Consider the following 24,464-nt stretch of genomic DNA (forward strand, 5'->3'; position numbering starts at 1 on the left):
ACTCTGATTGAGATATAATCCCTTGCCTGGCTCAGCAAGGCTATGGAAAAGCATCCCTTGTTGTGTCGGGGTCAGCGGGTAAATATTTTCCAGCGCATCCGAATCAATCGGAAGCTGGTCGCTCAAATGCTCGAATGCCTCTTGAGAATCCACAGCGTCAATCACCAACGGATAATCGCTCAGTGACAGGGTTGGCTGTGCCTGCTCACAGTGCTCAATCAATGCGGATAACACAGTGATAAAACGCTCTGCCACTTGCCGGATCATGTGAGGCGTCTGCACATTGTGGTTAAACTGCCAGTGCACGGTTAACGCACCGTTCTTAATCATCCCATTGATATCCAGCCACTGCTTGCGGGTATTGCTGCCATGTCGCTGTTCAGGCACCGTTTCATCCGCGAGCGAGATATCGCCGATCGCTAAACCACGATCCAACTGACCGAGATAGTTAAACACAATCGAGGGGGTAACCAGCGTGTCGAGTTCACCACACAAATATTTCAGCACGCCGAATCCTTGCCCTTGCTCCGGCACCTGACGCAGTTGCGCTTTGGTATCCAGAATCAACTGACGCATTGTGGCGTCTGTCCATGCAACGTCTTTTCCTAAGGTGTCTGTCCCCGTAACGCTGCCCGTAACGAAATGCGCATGGCACTGCAAACGTACCGGATAACGGCTGGTAAACCAACCAACGGTTTGCGATAAATCCAATGTCTCGTGTTGCCGACCGTGACCTTCCAGTTCAATCAGAACTTCAGGTACTGCACGCCATTCTGCGATGGAGCCATTCAGTGCCGCAAGTAATAGGTCATTAATGCCGAGATCATAAGCTTGCAGTGCGGTCGTGGTTAATTTCCGGGTGAGCACAGGTTCAAGCTGCACATCAATACTCTCGGTATCCGCCAAACGGTTTGGCTGGGTGAAATCGATCTCCCCGACCGAGGCTGGCAAACGTACCCACTGGTGCTGCGTTGCGGCGTCTGTCCTTGCAAGCGGCTGCCAGTATTCTCGGGCGGCACGCTTGTGGGATTCCGGCCACTGTTGCAGGCTGCGAACCCACTCCCCGTATGAAGCACTTGGTTCAGGCAGTTCAGCTTGCGCTCCGCCTAAAAGACTAAAATAAGCCTGACATAACTGGCTGATCAGCACTCGCCAAGACACACCATCAACCACCAAATGGTGAGCGGTCAGCAAAATCCGCCCACCGGCTTGATCATCAAAATCAATCACATCGGCACGAATCGGAGCGGTATTCTGTAAGTTGAGTAATGATTGCTGCGCCTGCAATAAGGTATCAAGTTGCTCAGCCGGCAACGAATGAGCCTCGACCGGCCACGGCCCCTCGCCAAGTTGCTGCAATACGGTTTGTTTCTCAGCATGGGCATTCGCGGCTCGGGTGCCTGTCCCCGTAAGCAAATCGGTCTCAGATAAAACGTCTGTCCCAGATAAAGTGTCTGTCCCTGCAAGAACGTCTGTCCCTGTTGGGGTGTCTGTCCCCGCAACGATGCTCACCTCATCAGCAACAAAGTAGCGCGCTGATAACTGAGGATGCAGCGCAAACACTTGTGATACCGCTTGGCGCAGACATGACAGATCAATCGTGTCGGTGTAACTTAACAGCACCGACTGATTCCAGTGATCGGCTTGCGCCAGATGTTGGTCAAAGAACCAGTGCTGAATCGGTGCCAGCGGAATGTTGGACTGGCTCGGCTCGGTCGCCTCAACCTGAGTTGCTGCCGGAACGCCACCGATAAGTTCGCGAGCCAGTGCGATTGGCGTCTGCCGGGCAAAAACCTGTTTCGGTGTCAGTTTTATCCCGGATTTTTTCAGTAACGCGACCAATTGTAAGCAGAGAATCGAATCGCCCCCCTGCCGGAAAAAACTGTCATGCAGCGTCACATCTTTGTTCAGCATAGTGCGATATCCGGCGGCAATCTGTTCGGCCAGTTGCGTGACATCGTCGGTATCACTTGACTCAACCTGTAATTGTGCCCGGGCAATCTTCAGCGGGGTTTGCTTGGCAAAAACCTGTTTCGGTGTCAGTTTTACTCCGGATTTTTTCAGCAACGCCACCAGTTGTAAGCAGAGAATCGAATCACCACCAAGCTGGAAAAAGCTGTCATGCAGTGTCACATCTTTGCGTAACATCTCACGGTATCCCGCTGCAATCTGTTCAGCCAGTTGCATCACCTCAGCGCTGTCCGCTGACGAAAGCGTCTCGGAAACCGTAGCATCATCGGCAGACACCGGTTCAGCCAGCTCTCGTTCACGAATATCCCATCGCAGATCGGGCTGTTCGAACACTTGTGTCAGGATTTGCAGATACGCTTCCAGTAAAGTTTGGATCGTTTCCTGACTAAATAGCTCGGTGCTGTATTCAAGATCAATGCGTAACGCGGCCTCACCGTCAGCTTGCTCGATCTCATTTAAACGCACGGTCATATCGAAACGCGCCTGTTTGAGTTCACGTTCCACCACGTCAATCGAAAGATCTGTCAGAGACAGAGAGCTACGCGGCACATTGCGATAGACAAAGAGCACCTGAAACAGCGGGCTCCATGCCTGCCCGCGTTCAACATCCAATGCATCCAGCACCAGATCAAAAGGCAGATCCTGATGTTCAAATGCCGATTGTGTCGTCTGCGACACTTGGGAGACCAAGCGCCGGAATGTGACTTGTGGCGGCAACTGATGACGCAACACCAGTGTATTGACCAAAAATCCGAGCATCGTCTCCAGCTCAGGCCGTTGCCGGTTGGCGACCGACGTCCCCAGACAGATATCGGCTCCGGCCCCTTGCCGGTTGAGTTGCAGCAAGAACGCAGCCTGCATGACGTTATATAACGTGGTGCCTTCCCGGGCGGCAAAACTCTGTGCAGCCTGAAGAACAGCAGCAGGCAGTGTCAGACTTTGTTGCGCGCCCTGATAATTACGCTGAGCCACGCTCGGATAGGGAAAATCAAACGGTAACTGTGTCTGACTCGGGGCGTTGGCTAGGGTTGTCTGCCAAAATTCACGCTGTTGTTCGGCCTTCTCACTCATCAGCCATTCCTGCTGCCAGACCGCATAATCTGCATATTGCAACGATGACGGCGGTGCAGCTTCTTCGCCCGGATGATTGAGATGATGATCGTATAATGCGGCCAACTCCTGAATCAGCACAGATTCAGACCACGCATCAAACGCAATATGGTGAATGACAAACAGTAAGTGCCAGCACTGGTTGTGACGGCTTGCTGAAGACGGCTCCCCTTGCGGGGACAGACGCCCTTGCAAAGAGCGTTCTTCGGAGGACAGGCAGGCTTGGTTCTCTTCCGGGGACAGGCACTTTTCTGCTTCCCCAGCTTCTGAAGACATAGCTTCTGAGGACAGACGCTTTTCACAAGCCTCTTCTGCCGGAGAGAGTAACGCCACTCTGACAGGGAGATCGCGATCCAAGGTGAACGGCTGATTGCTGATCTGTTCACAGCGCTGCTCAATATCGGTGACTTGAGTGTGAATCTCGAACGGCAGTTGATAGTCCTGTTCAACCTGCTGGTAGACCTGACCAGCCGCATCGGTCTGATAGGTACTGCGCAAAATATGGTGACGTTGCAGCAAACTGGCAAACGCCCGTTGCATCGCCTGTTGGTCAAGTTGTCCGGTCAGAACCAGCCGTCCGGTCAGGTTATATAACGCCCGTCCCTGCTCATACTGTTCAATAAACCACAAGCGTTGCTGCGCACTGGAGAGCGCCGCACGATTGTCCGGATGTGACACCGGGACAATCGGCAATTGCCAACTGTCAATCTGCTTCGATTGCAGTAATGCCCGGAACTGCTGTTTTTTCTCCGGAGGCAGCTGCGCCAGACGCTGAGCGATATGATGCGGATCCAGCGGGTTCTCCGGTTTCGGACGCGGGGTTGCATCAGACTTGCTGGCATCAAGGGTATTCTGTTGGTTCAATTCGGCATGACTCATAATTCAAACTCATCTAACAGGGCAGCCATCGTCGCTAAATCATCTTGCTGTGAAGATTCCGCGCTCAGTTTGTCTGCCAGTGCTTTGATTGTTGGGTTCTGGAAAATTTCAGCCAACGGCAGGCGTTGATTGAAAGTGCGCTGAATCCGGGCCTGTAAGCGCGTTGCAGAGAGCGAGTTTCCACCTAAATGGAAGAAATTGTCGTCAACGCTCATCTCTGGAACATTTAGTATTTGTTGCCAGATTTCCGCCAGACGCTGCTCGGTTGCCGTTTCCGGCTGACGATAATGACGGCTTTCTCGCGCTGCCGGATAAGGCAATGCCTGTCGGTTGATCTTGCCATTGGTATTCAGCGGTAAGTGCTCCATGATCTGGATAGAGGCCGGTACCATATAGCCCGGCAGGTGCTCAGCCAGATATGCGGTTAAATCCGTTGACTCACTGTGTCCGTGGCGGAGTGAAACATAAGCGGCAATAAAGGCTGAATCTTGCTCTCCATCCCATAAAACCACGACCGCTTCTTTGACCGCCTCATGGTTGAGCAACAGCGCTTCGATTTCGCCGAGTTCAATGCGAAAACCACGCAGTTTGACCTGAAAATCCATTCGTCCGAGGTAGTGGATACGCTGCTGCTCATCCATCATTACCCGGTCACCGGTTCGGTACATCCGCGCTCCCGGTTCATCCCGAAATGGGTTGGCGACAAACTTCTCTGCCGTCAGTTCAGCCCGGTTCAGGTAACCTTGAGCCAGACCGTTACCGGCAATATATAACTCCCCTTCAACACCGAGCCGCACCGGATGTTGCATCTCATCCAACACATAAAACTCGGTATCGGCAAATGGCTGACCAATCACGACATGATTGGTTGACAGACTGTCCAGTGACGCACAGGAAACCGGCTCGCAACTCGCCCAAATTGTTGCTTCCGTCGGACCATACAGATTAAATACCCGGTTGGCTTGCCGCAGCAATGTGGCAGCCAGCGTTTTCGGCAACGCTTCCCCGCCGGATAAAACATCGAGCTTCTGCCACCATGTCCCGTCATATTCAGCCAATCCCTGCCAAGTGGCTGGTGTCGCCTGTAACAGGTTGATGTCATGATTGATAATCTGCTGCACCAAGGACTGGGTATCTTTGCAATCGTCATCTCCGGCCAGTACCAGCAAACCACCGTGTAACAACGGCAAGAATAGTTCCAGCGCAGCAATATCGAATCCGACAGTCGTCACGGCCAGTAAGCGGCTCTGGGCAGAAACAGGAATCTCGTTGGCGATCACACGCATAAAGTGTTGTAACGCCCCTCTTGAGATCTGCACCCCTTTCGGCTGCCCCGTTGAACCGGAAGTAAAAATACTATAGGCAATCGCCTCGGCCGGAATGGTCTCATCCGATGTCGGCATGGCGATGCGGTTCGCAGCCGGGACATCAGCCGTTTGTAATTCTGCAATCGTCACCTGACGTACCGCAGTCTTGAGTGCCAGTGGCTCCGCCACCAGCAAACAACTCGCATCAGACTGTTGCAGAATATTCTCCAGCCGCTCCGCCGGATGACCCGGGTCAAGGGGAATATAGGTGATACCGGCGCGGTACAACGCCAGCAGGTTAATCACCAACTCAGCATCTCGCGGCAACGCGACCGCGACTGTCCGCGTTAGGGTGTCTGTCCCTGTAACAGATGCATCGACAAAAGTGTCTGTCCCCGTTAGTTCCGCAACCAGACCGGTCAGCACTGCGGCACGTTTTTCAACGGCCTCAACCAATGCGGCATAAGTGTAGGTTTGCTCGGTGGCAATCAGCGCGGGTTTATCGGGGGTTTGACTGGCCTGAACATGGATTTGCTGGATCAAGTCGCAACTCGGACCGGATGGTGTGGCAGTCATCGGCCCTTTGCATATCGCCAGTTCACTGTCATGTGCGATCAAGGCTGACAGACAGGTATCGATCCGCTGCGTCAACGACTGACCGAGCTGAATTAATGCCTGTTCAAAGATCGTCAGTAAGGTTGCTATCCGTGTTTCGCTGATGCGCTGGCGGTCATACCGACAGTGTAACGTCAGCGTCTCACCGGGCTCGACCTGCAGCATGAGCGGTAAGTTACTATGCTCGATGATCGACAGTAATTCGATTTTGGGATCATCAAGTTCGGCCAGCGCCGGTGGGAATGGATAGTTCTGATACACCAGCACCGAATCAAATAAGGCTTCCCCCGGTGGCAGAGATAACGATGACTGGATCTGTGCCAGCGAGAGAAAATCGGCATGGCGTGATTCCGACGCACTGAGCTGCACTTGTTGAGCGAGTTCTTGCAGCGACATATCTGCTTGCAGGATCACGCGTTGTGGCAATGTATTGATAAACATTCCTGCGGTTTGCTGAATCGCGGTGACCGCATCGCTCCGCCCGGAGGTGGTGCTGCCAAAGATCACATCACTGCGCCCTGTGACTCGGTTAAGGGTCAGTGCCCATCCCAGTTGCAGTAAGGTATTGATCGTCAGATTATGAGCCCGGGCCTGCTGCGTCAGTTGTGTCTGTAACGTGCTATCGAGCTGGGTTTTCAGATAGTTGGTTTGCGGATAGTTGGTTTGCAACCCGGAACTCTCACCGTCATCTTCCGCGTAATGGCTACCGTCAGCCGAAACCGATGATGACAGCGTCGTCGGAGCTTCCACACCAGCCAGCGTCTGTTGCCAGTAGGATAACGCTTGTGACTCATCTGCATCGGCCAGCCATTGACTATACGCTTGTAATGTCGGGGCTTCGGCCAGCTTTTCCTGACGATAGAGCGCGATCGCTTCTCCTGCGATCAATGCAGATGTCCAGCCATCGACCACCAGATGATGACGCGTCCAGACTAAGCGGAACTGCGCTTGACCAAAGTGCACTAAAGTGACTCGCATCAGCGGTGCCGTGCCAATATCAAATCCGTTGTCCGCCTCATGGGCTAACAGCGCTGCAAATGCACTCCCCTGATCCGCATCACTCAGATGCTGCCAGTCCTGATAGTCCGTCGCGATTTTCAGCCCGCGACACACCACCATCACCGGTTGATCCAGCCCTTCCCAGATAAACCGGCTGCGCAGAATATCATGACGTTGCGCAGCGTCTTGCCATGCCCGGAGAAAATCGAACGGTTCAATCCGTCCTTCAAGTGACATCCCGGTGACATTGGTATACAAGCTCGGATCGTCTTCCAGCAGGCAATGATAGAAGATCCCTTGCTGACCGGGAGACAACGGCAGAATATCCTCAATTACATTCGCGTCAATCTGAGCGGTGATTTGCGTCAGATCCGGTTGACTGAGATCAGTAGTCACCTCACCACATTCGATGGTATTCGGCAGTGATGCCATCTGACGACGAGAGCGCGAGGGTTGTAATGATGTTGTCCGGTTATCAGCAACCTCAGCAGTGGTATTTACAGCTTCTTTTACCTGTTGTTCAGCAAGGAATGCTGACAGTGCTGCCGGGCTTTGATGGCGGAAGATGATCTGAGGAGTCAGTGGCAATGATGCCTTTCTGGCAGTCGCGACCAGTTGCAATGCCAGAATTGAATCGCCTCCCAGCGCGAAAAATCCCGCCTGCGGGTCAATGGATGTTGATTCCAGTTGCAGCACTTGCGCAAAGAGCGTCTGTAGCTGACTGACAAACTGATGCTGTGGCGCGGCTATATCGGTCTGTCCCGCTAACGCTGCCTGTCCCTCTAAATTCGTCTGTCCCTTTAACTTGTCGCCAGCCTCTAAATCCGTCTGTCCCGCTAAGCTCGGGCCGGCAATGAACTTTTGCGCCAGCTCCCGCAAAGCCTTACGGTCTACCTTGCCGTTACTGTGACGCGGTAGCTGGTCAAGGGTGTGCCAGAAATGCGGCAACATATAACTAGGCAATTCGCTTTCCAGCGCCGCTGTAAGTTGTTCATGACCATGCTCAGCAACCACAAATGCGACCAGTGATTCGCGTCGCTCATCTCTTTCAAAATGAACTGCAGCTTCGCTGACCGACGGTAGTTGCGCCAATTTACGCTCAATTTCAGCCAGCTCGACGCGATAACCGCGGATTTTTACCTGACCATCGGCACGGCCGATAAACTGTAGCGCGCCATTTGGCAAGCACCGGACCCGATCTCCGGTGCGGTAAATCGTTTCACCGGAGATCAGCGGATGCTCGATGAAACTTTGTGCGGTTTTTTCAGCATCCTGCCAGTATCCTTCAGCAAGCTGAGCACCGGCAACATAGAGCTGACCGACCGCGCCGGTCGGAACCGGAGACATGGCATCATCCAGTACATAAATCCGGTTGCCGGCCAGCGGTGTTCCCAGAGCAATCGGCTGTCCGGCAGTCAGTTTGCCGGCAAGAACGCCGACAGTTGTTTCTGTCGGTCCGTAGTGGTTAAAGACGGTCAGGTTCGGTGCAGTTTGCCATAGCTGTTGCAACAAGGCCTCAGTAACCCCTTCGCCCCCCAGCACTAAAGCCCCCCGGGGCAGGATTTCCTGTCGCTCCGAGGCCAGTAATCCCTGCAAATGAGATGGTACGATTTTCAGCATATCAACCGGATAGGTGTGCAGATGATCCGCTAGCCCTTCGGCATCGAGCATCCACTCTTCATCGAGCACCCGGACAGGGAAACCACCCAGCAATCCGCCCCATAGTGCGGTATAACTCAAGTCGGTCGCGATACTGGCCAGACTGGCATAGACACTGCCGGGTTTCAGGTTCAAACGCTGATTGAGTGCTGTGACATAAGCGGCTAACGCTTGGTGCCCGACAGCCACAGCTTTTGGCGTGCCGGTCGATCCTGAGGTAAATATCATATAAGCGCTTGAAGCAGGATTGGCCGGTAATTCAGCCATTTGTGCTGAGAAAGACGTCATATCGTCCACATTCAGCCATACGATGTGATCGGCCAGCCATGCCGGACGCACGCCTTGTCCCACGCAAGCCTGTACTTGTGCATCCGCCATCATGCTTTGTAAACGCGCTGTCGGCAGTTTGTCATCAAACGGAACATAGGGCATGCCGAATTGCCATGCCGCCAACATCGCAGCAACCTGTGTCTGTCCCCGTGGTAGCAACACTGCAAGTGAGCCCTGCTCTCGGGGGCTGAACCCTTGCTGTTCAAATCCATTGTGTATTCTGGCGACGGTTCGGTTCAATTCACCGACTGTGATAACTTGTTCGTGATGTAATAACGCGACTTCATCATCAGCACGCTGCTGCCAGAGTGCCAGCGCTGTTGCCGGTTGCGGATCAGGTTGAGAGTCACCGCACTCATTGTGACTGTCAGATGCGTTCATCCATGCCGTCACAGGTAAAGATTGCAGCGCACATTCCGGGTTATCAGTGAGACAATCAAGCAGGGCAAAGAAGTCATCTGCCATTGCAGCGACGGTTTCCTCGCGGAACAGACTGGTATTAAACCGCCAGTGGCATGACAGTTCCCCGGTCTGAGATTTATACACACCGAGATTGAGTTCGTGGGCGGCACCCCGTTGTCCGGTTTCCAGCATCTGACCGATGATCGGACGACAAAAATCAAGTGTATGGGTCGGTGTGTAAGTCAGCATATGGCTCACAAGTCCGCTGCGATCAGCACTGCGCTCTTTCATCAGCCCTTGTGCAAGCCGGGCAAACGGTAACTTCTGGTGCGGTAGTGAAGCTTTAAGAAAGGCGGTGTTCTGTTGCATCAATTCAGCAAAACTAATGGATTGCGAAAAGTCGGCCATCACTGGTATCGGGTTCGCACAGTAACCCACCACATCGCGATCTCGTCGTCCACGCCGACCGGATGTGGGGGACGCGATAAGAAAGCGCGTCTGTCCGCTCAAGCGGTGAAGGTAATACTGAAACGCACTTAGCAACAAGATATACGGTGTGACCTGATACGCTTTTGCAGTGGCCAGAATAGTATCGCTCAGGCGGCTGTCAGCCTGACAAATCCACTCATCACCGGCAAAACAACGGACTTCAGGGCGCTCGAAGTCCGTTGGAATATTTAATCCTTCGGGTACATCACCGATGGTCTGTTGCCAGAACGTTGTTGCTTTGGCTGCCGATTCACTTGCCAGCCATAACTCCTGACGTGCCAGCCAGTGAGAAAACTGTTCGCGGATCTCTGGGGCCGGTTGCCCCGTCGTCAGGTGAGTATAAAACTCAGCCCAAGTCTGCATAAACCGCTCCATACCGTAAAAGTCACCGGCGATGTGGTGCGCAGTGACCGTGATATAAGAAGCATCTTCACCAATCAACAGACTGGCGCGCAGCACGTTTCCGGCTTCAAGTTGGAACGGTTTATCGGCTGAACGTTTCACCCAATCCGGCCGTTCTGCATCAGCACATATCTGATGTTCGACCGTAAATTCTGCCTGCGTCGCGGCAAACAGTCGCGCACATACTTGCTCCCCTTGCTGGAAATATCCGGTACGCATAATTTCATGACTTTCGACAGCCTGATAAAAACTCTTTTCCAGTTCATCCAACTGTAAAGGCGGTTCGCCCGGCTGACCTAGCTCACTGACAAAGTAAACGTTATATGCGGTAGAAGTCGGTGCAAGCTGGTATAAAAACCACAGCGCGGACTGATTGAGTGACACTCGCTGGTTTGCGTTTGTCTGTTCAAGAGAAATCGTATTCATCGTTATTTTTTCCTCACCTAGCGCTCAAAACAAGGGTTAGCAGTTGGGTTCTGCCATCGCAACGACCACTTTGCGAGGTCCGGTAAAGCGAGAGCGGGCATGGGCAACCAACATGTTGTCCAGCATCAGAACATCCCCTTGTTGCCACGGAAATTTCACCATGCATTCATCTAACACACCGCGAATTTCATCGAGAATGCCATCTTCAATCGGTGAGCCGTCCCCGTAATAAACGTTCCGGGGTAAATCTTCTTCTTCAACAATAGACAGCAGCGTTTCCCGGATATGGGCTTCCAGATTGGACACATGGAACAAGTGCGCTTGATTGAACCACACCATCTCCTGTGTGACGGGATGTCTGGCAACGGACTGACAGACTTGCCGGGTTCTCAGTTCACCATCCCCTTTCCAGGTAAAGTCAATCTGATGGGCACGACAGAATGCTTCCACCTGTTTCGGCTCACTGGTGGCAAACACTTTTTCCCACGGTAAATCCAGCCCGTTGCCATAGTTGCGGACATACATCAGTTTTTTCTCTTCGAAACGCTCACGGATCCGAGTCGGGATCTGACGATACACTTCACGGCTGTCGGCAATCGGCGTTTCGCCTTCCGTCTCCGCAGGTTGAATGCAGTGAAACCAGATTTTCATCGGCCAGTTGAGGGTATAAGCCTGTTCGTTGTGTAGGGGGATAACCTGATGGGCAGGATACTCTGTAGTGGTGTAGACCCCTTCACCAAGATCGGTGCGAGGCGTTGAGCCAAACTCATAGTTGAGCAGCGGAAATCCGAATGATCGGGCAAATTCTTGAAATTCAGTCTCGCCCAGAATATCGAATCCACGGAACAGAATACCGCCATGCCGATGAAGATTGTCTGCAACAATCCGATGCATATTATCCAGATCCGTTCTCCAGCCTTCCGGGTTTTGCATGATGACTTTCAGGGGTAATTCAATTCCCATCGCGATATCTCCTGTGATTATTTTTTGTCGGTTATCTCTGCACGATAAACACATACACTTTATGGGGTATATGCATAATTGTTCTATGAATTAAAAATCGAACGCTATCATAATCTAAATGATAGTGATATTGAAAATAATTATCATTAGAACTTTACAGTTGTATATAGAATTGTTTACATTTATTGCGCTCAATTAACATGCAATGGTGAGATAGCTGTCTGTAATAAATATGGAATGAATTGCATTCCTATAGAAAGGACACACGGAATTGTCAGGTTATCTCGAATTACTTTCATCGGAAAAAGCAGTCATCAACATGAATAAAATACCTCTAGCTCAAATCATTCGTGCATTGCTCCACCCCCGTAATGTTCTGGTGCTTGGATTCACCGCTTCTCCAGTTTTTGCCGCAACGAATGAAACCGACCAGGACAATGCGGATGTGATAGTGGTTACTGGTAGCAGTATTAAACAAACGCTGACCTCCAATATTGCGCAATCTACGATGCGGACAGAAGCTGATCTGACCGAGATTCCGCGTTCAGCGGTAGTGCTTAACCGCGACTTACTCGAACAACAAAATGCGGTCGATATGAGCGATGTACTGAGTAATATCAGTAATGTCTCAAAAGATAACGACTACGGTGGAACACGCGACGAATTTACCATTCGTGGGTTTAAAGCCAGCGTTTACGAAGATGGCACCCGTATTTATGGCTTGGCCTCAGATAAAGCTGTCTTGGAAGATATTGAATACGTTGAGGTCGTGAAAGGCCCCGAATCTATTCTGTACGGCAACATGAATCCGGGCGGCCTGATTAACCTTATCGGTAAAAAACCCGAAGCGGAGCAAAGCTCACAAGTGAGTTTGAATCTTGACGAGCATGGCAAACGACGCGTCAGCTTCGACAGCACCGGTGCGGTGAACGAAGATGGTTCGCTGCTGTATCGCCTTGTCGGTGTGGCCGATGATTCTGAAGGATGGCGTGATGACTCCGACAGCAGACAAACCTATATCGCCCCCTCTTTAACTTGGATTGCCAGCGAGGACACACGCCTTACCTTCTCTTATAAATACAATAAGGAAAAAGTGCCTTTTGACCGTGGTACCTTGGCAGTGCTCAATTCATCGAACGGTGACTGGCGATTCCTTGATATCGGCAGCAAACGGCTCGGGGCAGGATTCTCTTCGCAAGAGAGAACCACGCAAAAATGGGGGCTGGATATCGAGCATTATATGAATGATATGTGGACCACTCGGCTGAAACTGCGCCATCAGAAACGTGATTATGATGGCACGCGTGTCCATTTTTATGCGTCATCGGCTGCTTCCCGAGGTAAAACCGCAGGTGTCACAATTTATGGTCAGGATCAGAACAAAAATGTATTCGACGGGACAATCAACCGATATATCGGCGGAGAGAATACTTCAAGCCGTACCGATGTAATTTCCTGGGAAAACCAGCTGACCTTTGACATCGGTCAGACCTACCATCAAATCACCACGGGGGTTGATGCAACCCGCTACAAAGAAGATAAAACAACCAGCGTTTCAGCCAGTTGGAGTGGTTTAAATACATCAACAACTGTGTATTCAGGACGCTTTTTGGGAACTGCTGATCCGAATAGTGGTGCTTACGACTATAATTCAGACCATTTTACCAATGTTTCCAACCCCAATGACATGTTCAAGATCCAAGATGAATCCCAGACATTGACTGAATATGGGATTTATCTGAATGATCTGATTGAATACGGTGACTGGCACTTTGTTGCAGGCCTACGTGCCGACCGCTATTCACGTAAACATATGCAATCAACGCTTCCATCATTCAAGGGAAGTGAGACAAAGACACCTTATGAAACAAACGTCAGTGGTCAGTTAGGGGCTTTATACCAGTTCACCGATAATGTTTCCGGGTTCTCGAATATCGCGACATCCTATATGCCGAACGATAAATATGACTCGGTCGCCAATCATTGGGTGGATTCTCAGAAAGGAACCCAATATGAAATCGGCACAAAACTAGCCCTGTTGGATAAAAACCTCAACCTGACGTTCTCAACTTATCGGATTGACTTGGATAACGTCGCTTATAAAGGGGATGTCACCGGTAGCTATGATGTGTATAAACAGCGCAGCCGTGGCTTTGAAATTGACGGTGATTACACCATTACCGATCAACTGACAGCTATCTTCTCTTACGGCTATACCGATGTCGAGTTTGTCAATGCCCCGGATACGACAGCCAAACCAGTGAACGTGCCAGATCATAATGCCAGTGCATGGTTGTTCTATGATATCAATGAACAATGGGGTGCAGGGACAGGCGTCGTTTATGTGGGAGAACGCGCAGGTAACCGACGCCAAGGCTATGATTATACACTTGATGCGTATACTCTCGTGAATATGACGGCTTGGTATCAGCCAGCCTTTGCTGATAAAAATCTGCGTGTCCAACTGAGTGTCGCCAACTTGTTCGACAAAGACTACTATGCCTCATCTTCAGACTCGTCACAGAATGCGGTGTATCTGGGGTCACCCAGAACGGTGTCTCTGAAAGCGAATTATAAGTTCTGATTAACAAGTGCTTGGTTTAAGAAGGCCGTTTGGGGGACAGACGGCCTTTCTTTTATTTTCTTTTGGAAATTGAAGGCAAATGGAAATTGAAGGCAAATAAATTAGCGGGACAGTCGCTCGATTTCCTTCGCGGGACAGGCACTCCAAAGCTAAAGGGAAAACTAAAGGGACAGATGCTTTTAAAATAGATGGATGCAAGGTATTCGTAAGACAGACGTTAAACATGCATAATTTATACAATCATTTTAGGAAATCATATGGCAATACTGATATGCCTACCGTCTTCCGGTAGCTCATCTTCACTCTACTCTGACTGGAAACCACTTCTCGCAGCACACAATATCACGCTTTACTGCCCTGAATATCCAGGCCGAGGAAGACGGTTTACTGAACCATTGCCGACTAGTATTACGGCTCTGGTGGATGACTTGATACAACAGCTCAGAACGACACTTCCTTCTCATGAACAACATCACTTATTTGGTCATAGTTTAGGCGGTCTTATCGCTTACGAATTAGCGTTAAAAATCCAGCAGACACCCGACCTTGACTCACCACAAAGCTTGGTGATTTCTGCCAGCCATGCGCCTCATCTGCGAGGAGATACTCAGCTAAAAAGTGATCTTTCAGAACAAGCACTTATCGCTTTATTAAAAGAGATGGGAGGGATAAAGAATGAAGTGCTGGAACATCGTGAACTACTTGAGCTTCTTTTGCCGATTATCCGCTCTGATCTCGCGCTGAATGACTATTATACTCGGCAAGATATTACCCCGTTGTCTTGTCCAATCACCACAATTCATGGCCTCTCCGACCCGGTCGTTAAACAAGAAAAAGTAATAGAGTGGAATCAGTATACCTCTGATTATCAACATATAGACTGGCCGGGTGATCACTTTTATTTCCAGCAGAATTTAAAGGTATTTATCGAGAATTTGGTTCGCTTGCTCTAAGGGATAAAACTTTCACACCATGATCCCATGCAGCCTTTGTCTGTTCAGGAGAGATTTCACATACTGAAGGCGTTGTTTAGTGCCAATCCATAAACCGCGCTCTCTTTCAAGACGAGTACAAAGATGGATACTGTCAATTTGATTCAAAGATAAGCGGCTAATGATACCGGGATGTGTTTGCTTGATATACCCCGGCTTTCCTTCCCGCATTTGACGCCCCACAAAATCAACCCATTCCATATAATCGATCAGACGAAATGGAATACCATTCGTTTGATCCTGATGCATATCACCGATAAATGGAAACAAACCCAAAGGTGTCTCTTGATTACTTTCCAATGCATTAACACGCCGCTTGAATGATGTATATTCTGATGTCTCTGGCGTTTCAGCGATATTAGCTCGGACAGGATTCAAATCGGTATACGTCATGGCTGCCAGCAAGGCTTTTTCATCTAACAGTGCCTGAGATTTAAATCGCCCCTCCCAAAAATGTCCGCGACACTGATCCTCTTGGTTTGCCCGCAAAGCAATATGATAGTTCAACTCTTTCATCAACCAACTGAGCGAATAAAGACGTTCCCGCCAAATATGAATCAGCTTCAGACATGCAGGATACTCAGATGCTGAGAGTTGTCCTTTAAGATAGGATTGTATCAATGGGGGCAGTTGATGCTCTTGTTCCCATCTCGCAACCACTTCTCTTTCAGAGAGTTGCAGGGCTTTGGCGCGATTGATATGAACAACCAAGTGATAATGGTTACTCATCACTGCATAGGCACAGATATCGATACAGTAAATTTGAGCCAAAGCCAATATACGTTGCTCAACCCAATGGCGACGATGTTCATAAGAAACACCAGTGAGGGGATCATCGCCACAGAGGAAAGAGCGCCGAACACAGCGTGACACACAATGGTAGAACGAAGTGATGTCAGGGGAAACGAGCTGTGTTCGGGCAATCGTCATAACAATTCCGGTCGAAGAATGATGAAATGAGTCTGCCGCAAGTAAGAACGTAGAAAAAGAGTTCTCTGGCGAGGTTACGTGTGATGTAACTTTTTTCTATGTAACTTTTATGTTACTCAAGAATGACATACTCGCTGGATTTAAGGCGATGAGCTTATTTTGTGTTTCCAGATAACAAAACAGTCTGTCCCCATAACACCCATAACACCCATAACACCATAAACCGTGTGTCCTCCGTACCTCGCTAGCCTAATCTTCGAAATATGGCGTTGGTTGTTCTGCCAACCCCTGCCATTCAAAGCAGTATTGATTGGGAGACTGCCTCTCTACAGGTCGGACAAACCGTTCTTTCGGTGTGCCGACGGATATCGCGCCAAGTACCTGATCTTCCGGTTGCATTCCCAGAACTGGCTTAAGCTCATCGCCTGCCAGAAAGGTATACCAAAAACCGCCGTATCCCATCAGATGCAGGCCCGTCATAATATTTTGTACCGCTGCACCACCACATAACCACTGATCCCACAATGACACATGGTGCTCTGGTTTTAAGTCTGTCACAGCAATAATCATCATCGGGGTATTGGCGATTTCCTGACAGGAGCGCCGAGCCTTTTCGGTCAGTTCACCATTCGGGAGCTGCCGACGATACATTTCCAATGTGGCATCTGCCAGCACCTGCATTTTATCGCCTTTCACAATCAGAAAACGCCAAGGTTTCAAATTGCCATGATCAGGCGTAGTCATCACCAACTCAAATAAACGCTGCAATTCTTGATCGTCGGGAGCCGGATGAATGAGTTTTTTCCGACAATAAGAACGTCTGGATAATAAAGGCGCTAAAGATTCCATAATTAAACAACCTGTAATGATGTCTGGTTTCTGTTGTGGTGTTGTTCTTCAGGATAGTCACCAGAAGAGCAGTCCCGTGCATCACATAAATCAGAATATTCACCCCAAGCACGCTGCTGGCCTTGAGATAACACCAGATACTGATGACAAAGACGCTCTAATAGCCCCTGATCATGACTAATCACAATCAGGCTGAAGTGTCGCTCGGCCTGTAAACGCTGCAGCAGCGTCATAATGTGACGACGATTGACTTGATCCAATGCCGTCGTCGGCTCATCGAGAATCAACAGCTTCGGTGACACAATTAATGCTCTGGCAATCATCACTCGCTGCCGTTGCCCGCCAGACAGTTCATGGGGGTAACGTTCAAGCAGCGACTCATCAAGACCGACTTCTTGCATCGCTTGAGTGAGCTTTTGTGCAACGGTATCGGTCTGTCCACGCTTCTGAGCCAAATAAGCATCTTTCAGAGATTGGTAAATGGTCAGACGCGGATTAAAACTGGATGTTGTATCCTGAAATACAAATTGCATCTTACCGCGTTGTGCTCGCAGTTCTTTGTGGGACAGACGCTGCCAGTCCATACCATCGAATTCAATCATTCCCCCGGCGGGAATAAGCCTCAGTAAGGCTTTTGCCAGAGTCGATTTCCCCGCCCCGCTCTCGCCGATAATCCCTAGATTCTCTCCCAAGGACAGTTCGAAATGAATGCCATTGATAATATTACCGACCGAGAGATCGTTTACACGTAACAGCGAAGAAGAAACTACAGCTTCAGGCCGTCCGGAGGACTCATGCTCTAACAGCATCCGCGTGTAGTCTTGTGTCGGGGATGAGAAAATCTGTTCGGTACTCCCCTGTTCGACAACGGCTCCCTGCTTCAGAACCAGCACTTGATCAGCAATATCACGAACCAATTGTAAATCGTGTGAAATAAGCACCATTGCAATGTTCAGCTCTTGCTGCAAACGTTTCAAGAGTCGTAAAATTTGCTGCTGAGTTTGCTCATCCAACGCTGTTGACGGTTCATCAGCAATCAAGAGTTGCGGTGAGTTTGCGATCGCAATGGCGATCAGGAGACGCTGCCTTTGCCCGCCGGATAACTGATGAGGAAAACGTTTTCGATGTTCAGGCTGCAATCCCACTTGAAGCAGCAGCTCATCAACACGCTGACGAATCTGGGGTTTAGACAGTTGATGATTGGGCTGATGTAACGTAATAGCCCGAGTGAGTATCCATTCAGCCCGCTTGACCGGGTTTAAAGCTGACAGTGGCTCCTGGGACACTCGGCCAATGACACTACCGCGCAGTGATCTCCATTGCTTTTCGGTAATCTTGCTCAGATCCTGATGTTCAAAGAAAATTTGTCCCTTGTGCAAACCGTTACTCGGTGCAAGCCCCGTCATCAATTTCGATAACAGCGTCTTTCCGGCACCACTTTCCCCGACAATCGCAAGCGTCTTACCGGCAGGCAGTTCAAAGCTGACATCCTTTAACAACGTTTGAGAACCAATCGAGAATGAAAGCTCACAACATTTAAGCACGCCCGTCTCTCCCTTTCGTTTCGGAGTCAGAATTCGGTGTGTCCCCGTATTGAACAGCTTTTGTTGAGGTGTCTGTCCCTTTAATATCCGCATCCGTAAAAGCGTCTGTCCCTGCAACGCCTTCAACGGTTACTGCAACGCCTGTCCCTCTAACAGAGCTCCGTCTTGCCGCCAGTTCCTGAACCATTTCCCCGATTAAAACCACCGAGGTCACCAGCATTAAAATATAGGTGCATCCGATCATGCCCAGCCAAGGAGCCTGTAGGTTATTTTTCCCCTGAGCTAGCAACTCTCCCAATGAGGGGTAACCGGCAGGCAGGCCAAAACCGAGAAAATCTAAAGTGATCAGCGCGCCTAATGCCCCGACAAAAATAAACGGTAAATTACTGATCAAAGCAACGACAGCATTCGGCAAAATATGGGTGAAAATAATACGTCGGTCAGAAACACCGGCAATGATCGCAGCCTGCACGTAATCAAGCTGACGAATCCGCAATACTTCCGCCCGAACCTGCTGTGCCAAATGATGCCAGCCTAGCAGTGACAAGATAAGCAATAACATCCAAGGGCCCGGCTGCACTAGACTTGCCATAATCATGACAATAAAGATAGCCGGAATGGCTCCCCAGATTTCCGTAATTCGCTGTCCCAGCAGATCAACAACACCACCGAAGTAGCCCTGACAGGCACCAAAAAATAATGCCAGCAAAGCGACAATGATGGTCAACCCAAGCGCAAACAATAAACTGATTTGCGTTCCGTAGAGAATTCGGGCCAGCACATCCCGACCTTGGTCATCGACACCCAGCCAGTTCACCGCTGACGGGGGAGACGGAAAACTCACATCATAACTAATCGTATCAAACGAGAAATGAACCGGTGGCCATAACCACCAGCCATGTTGGGTAATTTCTTTGGCAACAAACGCATCTTTATAGTTTGCTTCTGTATCAAAAATACCGCCAAATACTGTTTCAGGGTAAACATGGAGCAATGGGAAATACCATTGCCCCTGATACACGATCAGTAATGGTTTATCGTTGGCCAGTAAGGGGGACAGACAACTGATGAGAAAAATCATGGCAAGGAGCATCGCTGCAATTTTGCCTCTTCTGACAACTTTAAACTGCTTGTCCTGTAATCTCATCCGTTCACCGCCTCAAACGTCATCCTCGGGTCAATCAGGCGGTACAGAATATCACCCAGTAAAGTCATCATCAGCCCAAGCAGCGAATAGACATAAATAATCCCCAACACCACCGGATAATCCCGCTGCAACAGCGATTCAAATGCCAGCAGCGCGACACCATCAAGCGAGAAGATAATTTCCACTAACAAAGCCCCGCCCATAAATAATGCCAGTAAATCAGCTGGAATTCGGGCTATCAGTACCAGTAGGCTGTTGGGTAATACATGACGAAACAACACACTCTGACGGCTTTCACCGATACTGAGCGCCGTTTCGACATAAGGTTGATTGAGCTGATCGACCACTGAATTTCGGATCAAGACCGTAATCGGAGCCAGTCCGCCAGCGACACAAGTCATCACGGGTAAGAAAATATGCCAGAGATAATCTTTTATCTGTTCCATCAGCGTCATCTGTTCAAATCCCGGAGAAACCAGCCCCCGCAGTGGAAACCAGTCAAACACGCCGCCACCGGCGAATAGAATCATCAACAAAATCGCAATAATGAATGTTGGCAACGCGACAGAAAGAAAAAGCACAAAACTGGTCACTGCATCCAGCCATCCACCGCGATTGAGCGCTTTCCAGACCCCGAGAGGAATCGCGACCACATAGGTAATCAATAAACTCCAAAAGCCGATGGAAAAAGACGTCGGCAATTTGCTCCCGATTAACGCAGCCACCGACTGACCACTAAAATAACTTTTACCGAGATCCAGCGTCAGATAATGCCATACAGTCTCGGTATACCGTTGCCAAAGCGGCTGATCAAACCCGTACTGCCGGGCGATTTTCTGGCGCAACTGCGTATCGATCTGCTGCCCGTCCAACTGGGTGTTCTCACTTTCAAACAGAGACGTCGTGCCTGTATCCATTCCCCCCATTTGGGCGAGAACCGCATCAAGCGGTCCGCCCGGCAGCCACTGCAACAAAAAGAAATTCAGTGTCACAATCGCCAGCAAGGTCGGTATGATCAGGCACAACCGTTTGACTACATATTGGCGCATCATGGGTGGGCGCTGTCCTGCTGTACGTTATTCCGACTGTCCCCGCTATTCCGACTGTCCCACCAAAATTCGATTTCATAGCCATAGGCCGGATCTACTTTCGGCCGGTGAATATAATTGGCATGTGCAACAAGCTGGAAGTTACGAGCCCATAACGGGAGAAAGTAGTATTTCCATTTCAACACCCGATCCAGAGCTCGGCCATAGACTTCGGTACTTTCATAACTATCGGCATGCACTAAATCTTTAACCAACGCATCAATCACCGGGTCATTAAATCCGGCAATATTATTACTGGTTGCCACATCAGCAAATGACGACAATAAAGCAGAACGGACTTCGGTGTTGGGCGGAATACGCACTTTGTACTGAATGGGCGTCATATCAAACTGACGTTGCATCAACTGCTTATAGAATTCAGTACCTGAACGCACCGCGATTTGTCCTTCAATTCCCAGTCGTTTCAAATTTTGCAGATAGGCACCGAGGACAGGTTTCATCGCCGGAGACGGCACCAGAAAGTGAATCACAAACGGTTGATGATTGGCATCAACCAGCCGCCCCTGCTCGGTTTTCCAGCCGGCGGCTTCAAGCAGTTGCTTTGCTTTAATCAGGTTCGCCCGATCATTACCTGAACCATCGGTGGTCGGCCAATGAAAGGTTTCAGAGAACAATGCCGGTGGCAGTTCTTGTTTAAACGGTGCTAACACAGCGGCTTCTGATGAAGAAACAGGCCCTTCAGAGGCGAGAAAACTATTGTTAAACAGACTTTCCGCACGCTGATATTTGCCTTGAAAAGCACGTTGATTTAACCACTCAAAATCGAATGCGTACGCCAGTGCTTCGCGGGTTTTCGGGTTGGCAAACTTCTCTTCACGCAGATTGAACAGTAACGCAGTCACAAATGACGGTGCCTGATAATCAATCCTGTCTTTAACGACTGTCCCTGTATCGAATGCCTTACCCTGATAGAGTTTTTGCCAGCGAGCCAGGTTAGACTCAGCAATATAATTCACTTCACCGGCCGCTAGCGCTTGCACAGCCGCGTTGCGGTCACGGAAATATTCAACCCGAATCGTTTTGAAGTTATATTTGCCACGATTAACCGGCAGGTCTTTTCCCCAATAATCATCCCGTAATGCATAGGTAATACTTCGTCCCGGAATGACTGAGGTAATCCGATAAGGTCCGGAGCCAATCGGAATATCTAACGATGGTTTGGTGAAATCTTTCCTTTGCCAAACATGCTTTGGCAGGACAGGCAGATTACCGGAATTGAGAATTTGTAAACGGCTGCCGTGCTTACCAAAATTAAACTTCACTTCCCGCGGCCCCAGCACCTCAACCGAGTGTACGCTCTGAAAGCGGGATTTGATATTACTCAGCCCCACGGTTTGGTACTGTTTGACGGAAAATGCCACATCCTCAGCGGTGACCGGTTGACCGTCGCTGAAACGGGCATTCTTTCTCAGTTTATAAGTCACCCACGAATCATCATCAGCAATGGTGATCGTTTCTGCCAGGGCACCATATCGGGTTTTGATTTCATCTTTGTCGTGGCCGCGATCGGTCAGACTGTCATAAAGCCAGAACAAGCCTCTGGGCTTGGTTCCCAGATTAATAAATTGATGCAACGAATCGAAACTACCGATTTCTGCAATCACCAATTCTCCTTGTTTCGGTGCATTCGGATTGGCATAGGCAAAATGGTCAAAATCGGCAGAATATTTCGGCTGTCCATACAGGGAAACAGCGTGGGTCACTTCATTCGCCACAACAGGCTGGCTCAGACAACTGATCGCCAGCATCAGTACGCCCAGTGTTTTTCTCAGCATGTTACGTCTTCCTTTTCATCAGCGGTATGATTCTGAAGGTGAGATGGGTAATCGTGGGCCGTTTCATCGTCCACCATGATATGTCCTTGATCAATCCGGTAGATTTTGTCAGCCATGTAGAAATAGTGATCATCATGCGTAATCGCTATCACGGTTTTTCCTCTGGCTTTCAACTCGGGAAGCAACTCGGTGTAAAAGACTTTGCGGAATGCCGGATCCTGATCGGCTGCCCACTCATCCAACAGGATAATGCTACGATTCTCTAAATAGGCCAGCAGCAGTGCCAGACGTTTACGCTGCCCTTGAGACAGTTTGGTGGTACTGAGTTCGCCATCGCTGACCGTCACCTTCTGCTCCAGTGACAGCGCATTGAGATAATGTTCAACCAGTGCCGAATCCGGTCTTTCACCCGATTCGTTAATCAGTTGTTTAAACAAATAAAAATCAGCAAATACCACAGAGAAATGGCTGAGAAACCAGTCGCGGTTCCCTTCGTCAATCTCCTGACCGGCAAACACGATTTTGCCTGTATGGGGGGTGTAAAGCCCGGTGACCAAACGGGCACACGTTGATTTACCGCTGCCGTTGCCCCCGACCCAAAACACCAGTTCGCCCTGCTGCAGTTCAAAATCAATCGGGCCGACACCAAAACCCGGCTCTCCGGATTCTGACGGGTATTGATAAGTCACATTTTTCATCTGTAACGATTGCCAGCATGTTTCGGGCTCCGGCAGCTCTCCTACCGCGTCTGTCCCTTCATGTAATGCCAGTTGTTGTACTTTGGCGTAAGCAACCGAACCTAAAATTAAACTGGGCAGCGAACCAATCATACCGGCAAGCGGAGAGCGTAAATACAGAATCGTCAGAGCAAATGTAGTGAGTTGTTCTTTGGTTCCCACCCCAAACAGACTGTGGATGAGAATAATTGAAGCGATTAACAGCAAAATGGACGTATTGACCCAACTGCCGTTTAAGACCGTATAACGATCGGCTTTGACTTCCAGCCCCAGCGCCTTACTGACTATCGGTTTTAAACTGTTGCTAAAGAAACTACTGCGACGTTGACGGCTGAGTTTCAACTCGTTGCGCCCCAGTAGTAAACCGGAATAGCGGTCATAGAGTTGATCGTCATTCTCACGTACTTCTCGCTTCAACTGTCTTGATGCGGACATCAGTTGCCGTGCAATCACCACCGCGAGAATGGTCATCACCAATGTACAGAGGAAAAATGGCAGTGAAAGCTGTAACAGATAGCCATAACAACACAGCAGCACCGCAGCACCATAGACCACAAATGGCAGGCTGTTAAACGCCTGACTAATCGACGTCACATCCTTGGTTAAAGCTGCCAGAATGGCGGGTTGGCCGAGTTGATCAATTCGCTCCACGGAAGTTTTTAACACCCGTTGAGACAGGTGCAATCGCAGCCGATACACCACATGATGGCCTAACGATGTCAACATTGCCTGAGAAAAAAAACTTAAGCCAAATAACAGGAAGATCAGGACAAATAGTAAAGCGACATCTTGACCGGTAATCACATCAGCCGATGAGACCCGGCTGATCATCGCAATCACTGCAACACCTGCACCGGCACTCAAAGCACTTAACAAAATCGCCGTCAGAAACTTGAACGTGTTTCCCTTCAATAACGTCCAGACTAAGGTCATACAATACACCAGAAAACAAATAAGAATTATTAGCGTTCGTATTATGAACGAGTGTTTTGTAAAAAGATAGAGAAGAAAGTGTAACCATCCCAGTTTTAATGGCACGATAAGTTAGAGTTTTTCCTGCTGTCGTGTCTTTCCAAATACTCCCAAGGCGTGAGATCATTTAGTGAGTCATGTGGCCTTTCTTCGTTGTATTCCCTCATCCAGTTTTCTGTCAAATCCCGGACTTCATTCAGCGTTTTAAAAACATACATATCCAGAATTTCCGTTCGGTAGGTTCGATTAAAACGCTCAATATAAGAATTTTCT

13 protein-coding genes (1 of these 13 running past the window's edge) are annotated in these 24,464 nt (G+C 49.6%); 2 read left to right on the forward strand and 11 right to left on the reverse strand.

The window, feature by feature from the left end; genetic code table 11:
• The 3 genes in view from VR7878_RS03370 to VR7878_RS03380 are tightly spaced (at most 36 nt apart) and all read right to left on the reverse strand, a layout consistent with a single transcriptional unit that may run on beyond the window.
• Positions 1–3,960 carry the 5' portion of a non-ribosomal peptide synthetase gene (locus VR7878_RS03370; RefSeq protein WP_077333451.1) on the reverse strand. Its footprint begins 3,375 nt before the window's first position, so the window shows 3,960 of its 7,335 coding nt (coding positions 1–3,960); the start codon lies at positions 3,958–3,960; the stop codon falls past the left edge of the window.
• Positions 3,957–10,589, reverse strand: coding sequence for a non-ribosomal peptide synthetase (locus VR7878_RS03375; RefSeq protein ID WP_077333453.1), 6,633 nt, complete (start codon positions 10,587–10,589; stop codon positions 3,957–3,959). Before VR7878_RS03375 ends, VR7878_RS03370 begins: the two co-directional genes overlap by 4 nt.
• A gap of 36 nt (positions 10,590–10,625) precedes the next feature.
• Complete coding sequence (locus tag VR7878_RS03380; RefSeq protein ID WP_077333455.1) at positions 10,626–11,552, reverse strand: TauD/TfdA family dioxygenase; 927 nt, start codon at positions 11,550–11,552, stop codon at positions 10,626–10,628.
• Positions 11,553–11,871: 319 nt separating this feature from the next.
• On the opposite strand from VR7878_RS03380, the gene VR7878_RS03385 reads away from it, so the two are divergent.
• Entirely contained in the window at positions 11,872–14,136 is a 2,265-nt protein-coding gene (locus tag VR7878_RS03385) for a TonB-dependent siderophore receptor (protein WP_077333457.1), read from the forward strand.
• A 257-nt stretch (positions 14,137–14,393) separates the two neighbouring features.
• On the forward strand, positions 14,394–15,089 hold the full coding sequence (locus VR7878_RS03390; protein ID WP_077333459.1) for a thioesterase II family protein: 696 nt from the start codon (positions 14,394–14,396) through the stop codon (positions 15,087–15,089).
• A gap of 12 nt (positions 15,090–15,101) precedes the next feature.
• Here the strand turns inward: VR7878_RS03390 and VR7878_RS03395 are convergent, their stop codons facing one another.
• The 8 genes from VR7878_RS03395 to VR7878_RS03430 all read right to left on the reverse strand — a co-directional run.
• Positions 15,102–16,058 (reverse strand): transposase, encoded by a 957-nt coding sequence (locus VR7878_RS03395; protein ID WP_077333461.1) that lies wholly within the window; start codon positions 16,056–16,058, stop codon positions 15,102–15,104.
• A 249-nt stretch (positions 16,059–16,307) separates the two neighbouring features.
• Positions 16,308–16,907 (reverse strand): nitroreductase family protein, encoded by a 600-nt coding sequence (locus VR7878_RS03400; RefSeq protein WP_077333463.1) that lies wholly within the window; start codon positions 16,905–16,907, stop codon positions 16,308–16,310.
• 2 nt (positions 16,908–16,909) lie between these two features.
• Entirely contained in the window at positions 16,910–18,451 is a 1,542-nt protein-coding gene (locus VR7878_RS03405) for an ATP-binding cassette domain-containing protein (protein ID WP_159440424.1), read from the reverse strand.
• A complete protein-coding gene (locus VR7878_RS03410; protein WP_077333467.1) occupies positions 18,444–19,598 on the reverse strand; it encodes an ABC transporter permease in 1,155 nt (384 codons plus the stop codon). Before VR7878_RS03410 ends, VR7878_RS03405 begins: the two co-directional genes overlap by 8 nt.
• On the reverse strand, positions 19,595–20,650 hold the full coding sequence (locus VR7878_RS03415) for an ABC transporter permease subunit (protein WP_077333469.1): 1,056 nt from the start codon (positions 20,648–20,650) through the stop codon (positions 19,595–19,597). Before VR7878_RS03415 ends, VR7878_RS03410 begins: the two co-directional genes overlap by 4 nt.
• Positions 20,647–22,482 (reverse strand): extracellular solute-binding protein, encoded by a 1,836-nt coding sequence (locus VR7878_RS03420; RefSeq protein WP_235862841.1) that lies wholly within the window; start codon positions 22,480–22,482, stop codon positions 20,647–20,649. The genes VR7878_RS03415 and VR7878_RS03420 overlap by 4 nt, the downstream gene beginning before the upstream one ends.
• A complete protein-coding gene (locus tag VR7878_RS03425; protein ID WP_077333471.1) occupies positions 22,476–24,152 on the reverse strand; it encodes a cyclic peptide export ABC transporter in 1,677 nt (558 codons plus the stop codon). The genes VR7878_RS03420 and VR7878_RS03425 overlap by 7 nt, the downstream gene beginning before the upstream one ends.
• 95 nt (positions 24,153–24,247) lie before the next feature.
• On the reverse strand, positions 24,248–24,464 hold a 217-nt coding region (locus VR7878_RS03430; protein WP_139343999.1), incomplete at its 5' end, for an integrase core domain-containing protein.

The organism is Vibrio ruber DSM 16370 (assembly GCF_900163965.1).
GTDB classification, from domain to species: domain Bacteria; phylum Pseudomonadota; class Gammaproteobacteria; order Enterobacterales; family Vibrionaceae; genus Vibrio; species Vibrio ruber.

What these genes read in the sequence shown, in the direction of transcription:
- VR7878_RS03375 (WP_077333453.1), bottom strand. Translation starts at nt 10,589, where the DNA reads ATGAATACGATTTCTCTTGAACAGACAAACGCAAACCAGCGAGTGTCA.
- VR7878_RS03380 (WP_077333455.1), bottom strand. Translation starts at nt 11,552, where the DNA reads ATGGGAATTGAATTACCCCTGAAAGTCATCATGCAAAACCCGGAAGGC.
- VR7878_RS03385 (WP_077333457.1), top strand. Translation starts at nt 11,872, where the DNA reads ATGAATAAAATACCTCTAGCTCAAATCATTCGTGCATTGCTCCACCCC.
- VR7878_RS03390 (WP_077333459.1), top strand. Translation starts at nt 14,394, where the DNA reads ATGGCAATACTGATATGCCTACCGTCTTCCGGTAGCTCATCTTCACTC.
- VR7878_RS03395 (WP_077333461.1), bottom strand. Translation starts at nt 16,058, where the DNA reads ATGACGATTGCCCGAACACAGCTCGTTTCCCCTGACATCACTTCGTTC.
- VR7878_RS03400 (WP_077333463.1), bottom strand. Translation starts at nt 16,907, where the DNA reads ATGGAATCTTTAGCGCCTTTATTATCCAGACGTTCTTATTGTCGGAAA.
- VR7878_RS03410 (WP_077333467.1), bottom strand. Translation starts at nt 19,598, where the DNA reads ATGAGATTACAGGACAAGCAGTTTAAAGTTGTCAGAAGAGGCAAAATT.
- VR7878_RS03415 (WP_077333469.1), bottom strand. Translation starts at nt 20,650, where the DNA reads ATGATGCGCCAATATGTAGTCAAACGGTTGTGCCTGATCATACCGACC.
- VR7878_RS03420 (WP_235862841.1), bottom strand. Translation starts at nt 22,482, where the DNA reads ATGCTGAGAAAAACACTGGGCGTACTGATGCTGGCGATCAGTTGTCTG.
- VR7878_RS03425 (WP_077333471.1), bottom strand. Translation starts at nt 24,152, where the DNA reads ATGACCTTAGTCTGGACGTTATTGAAGGGAAACACGTTCAAGTTTCTG.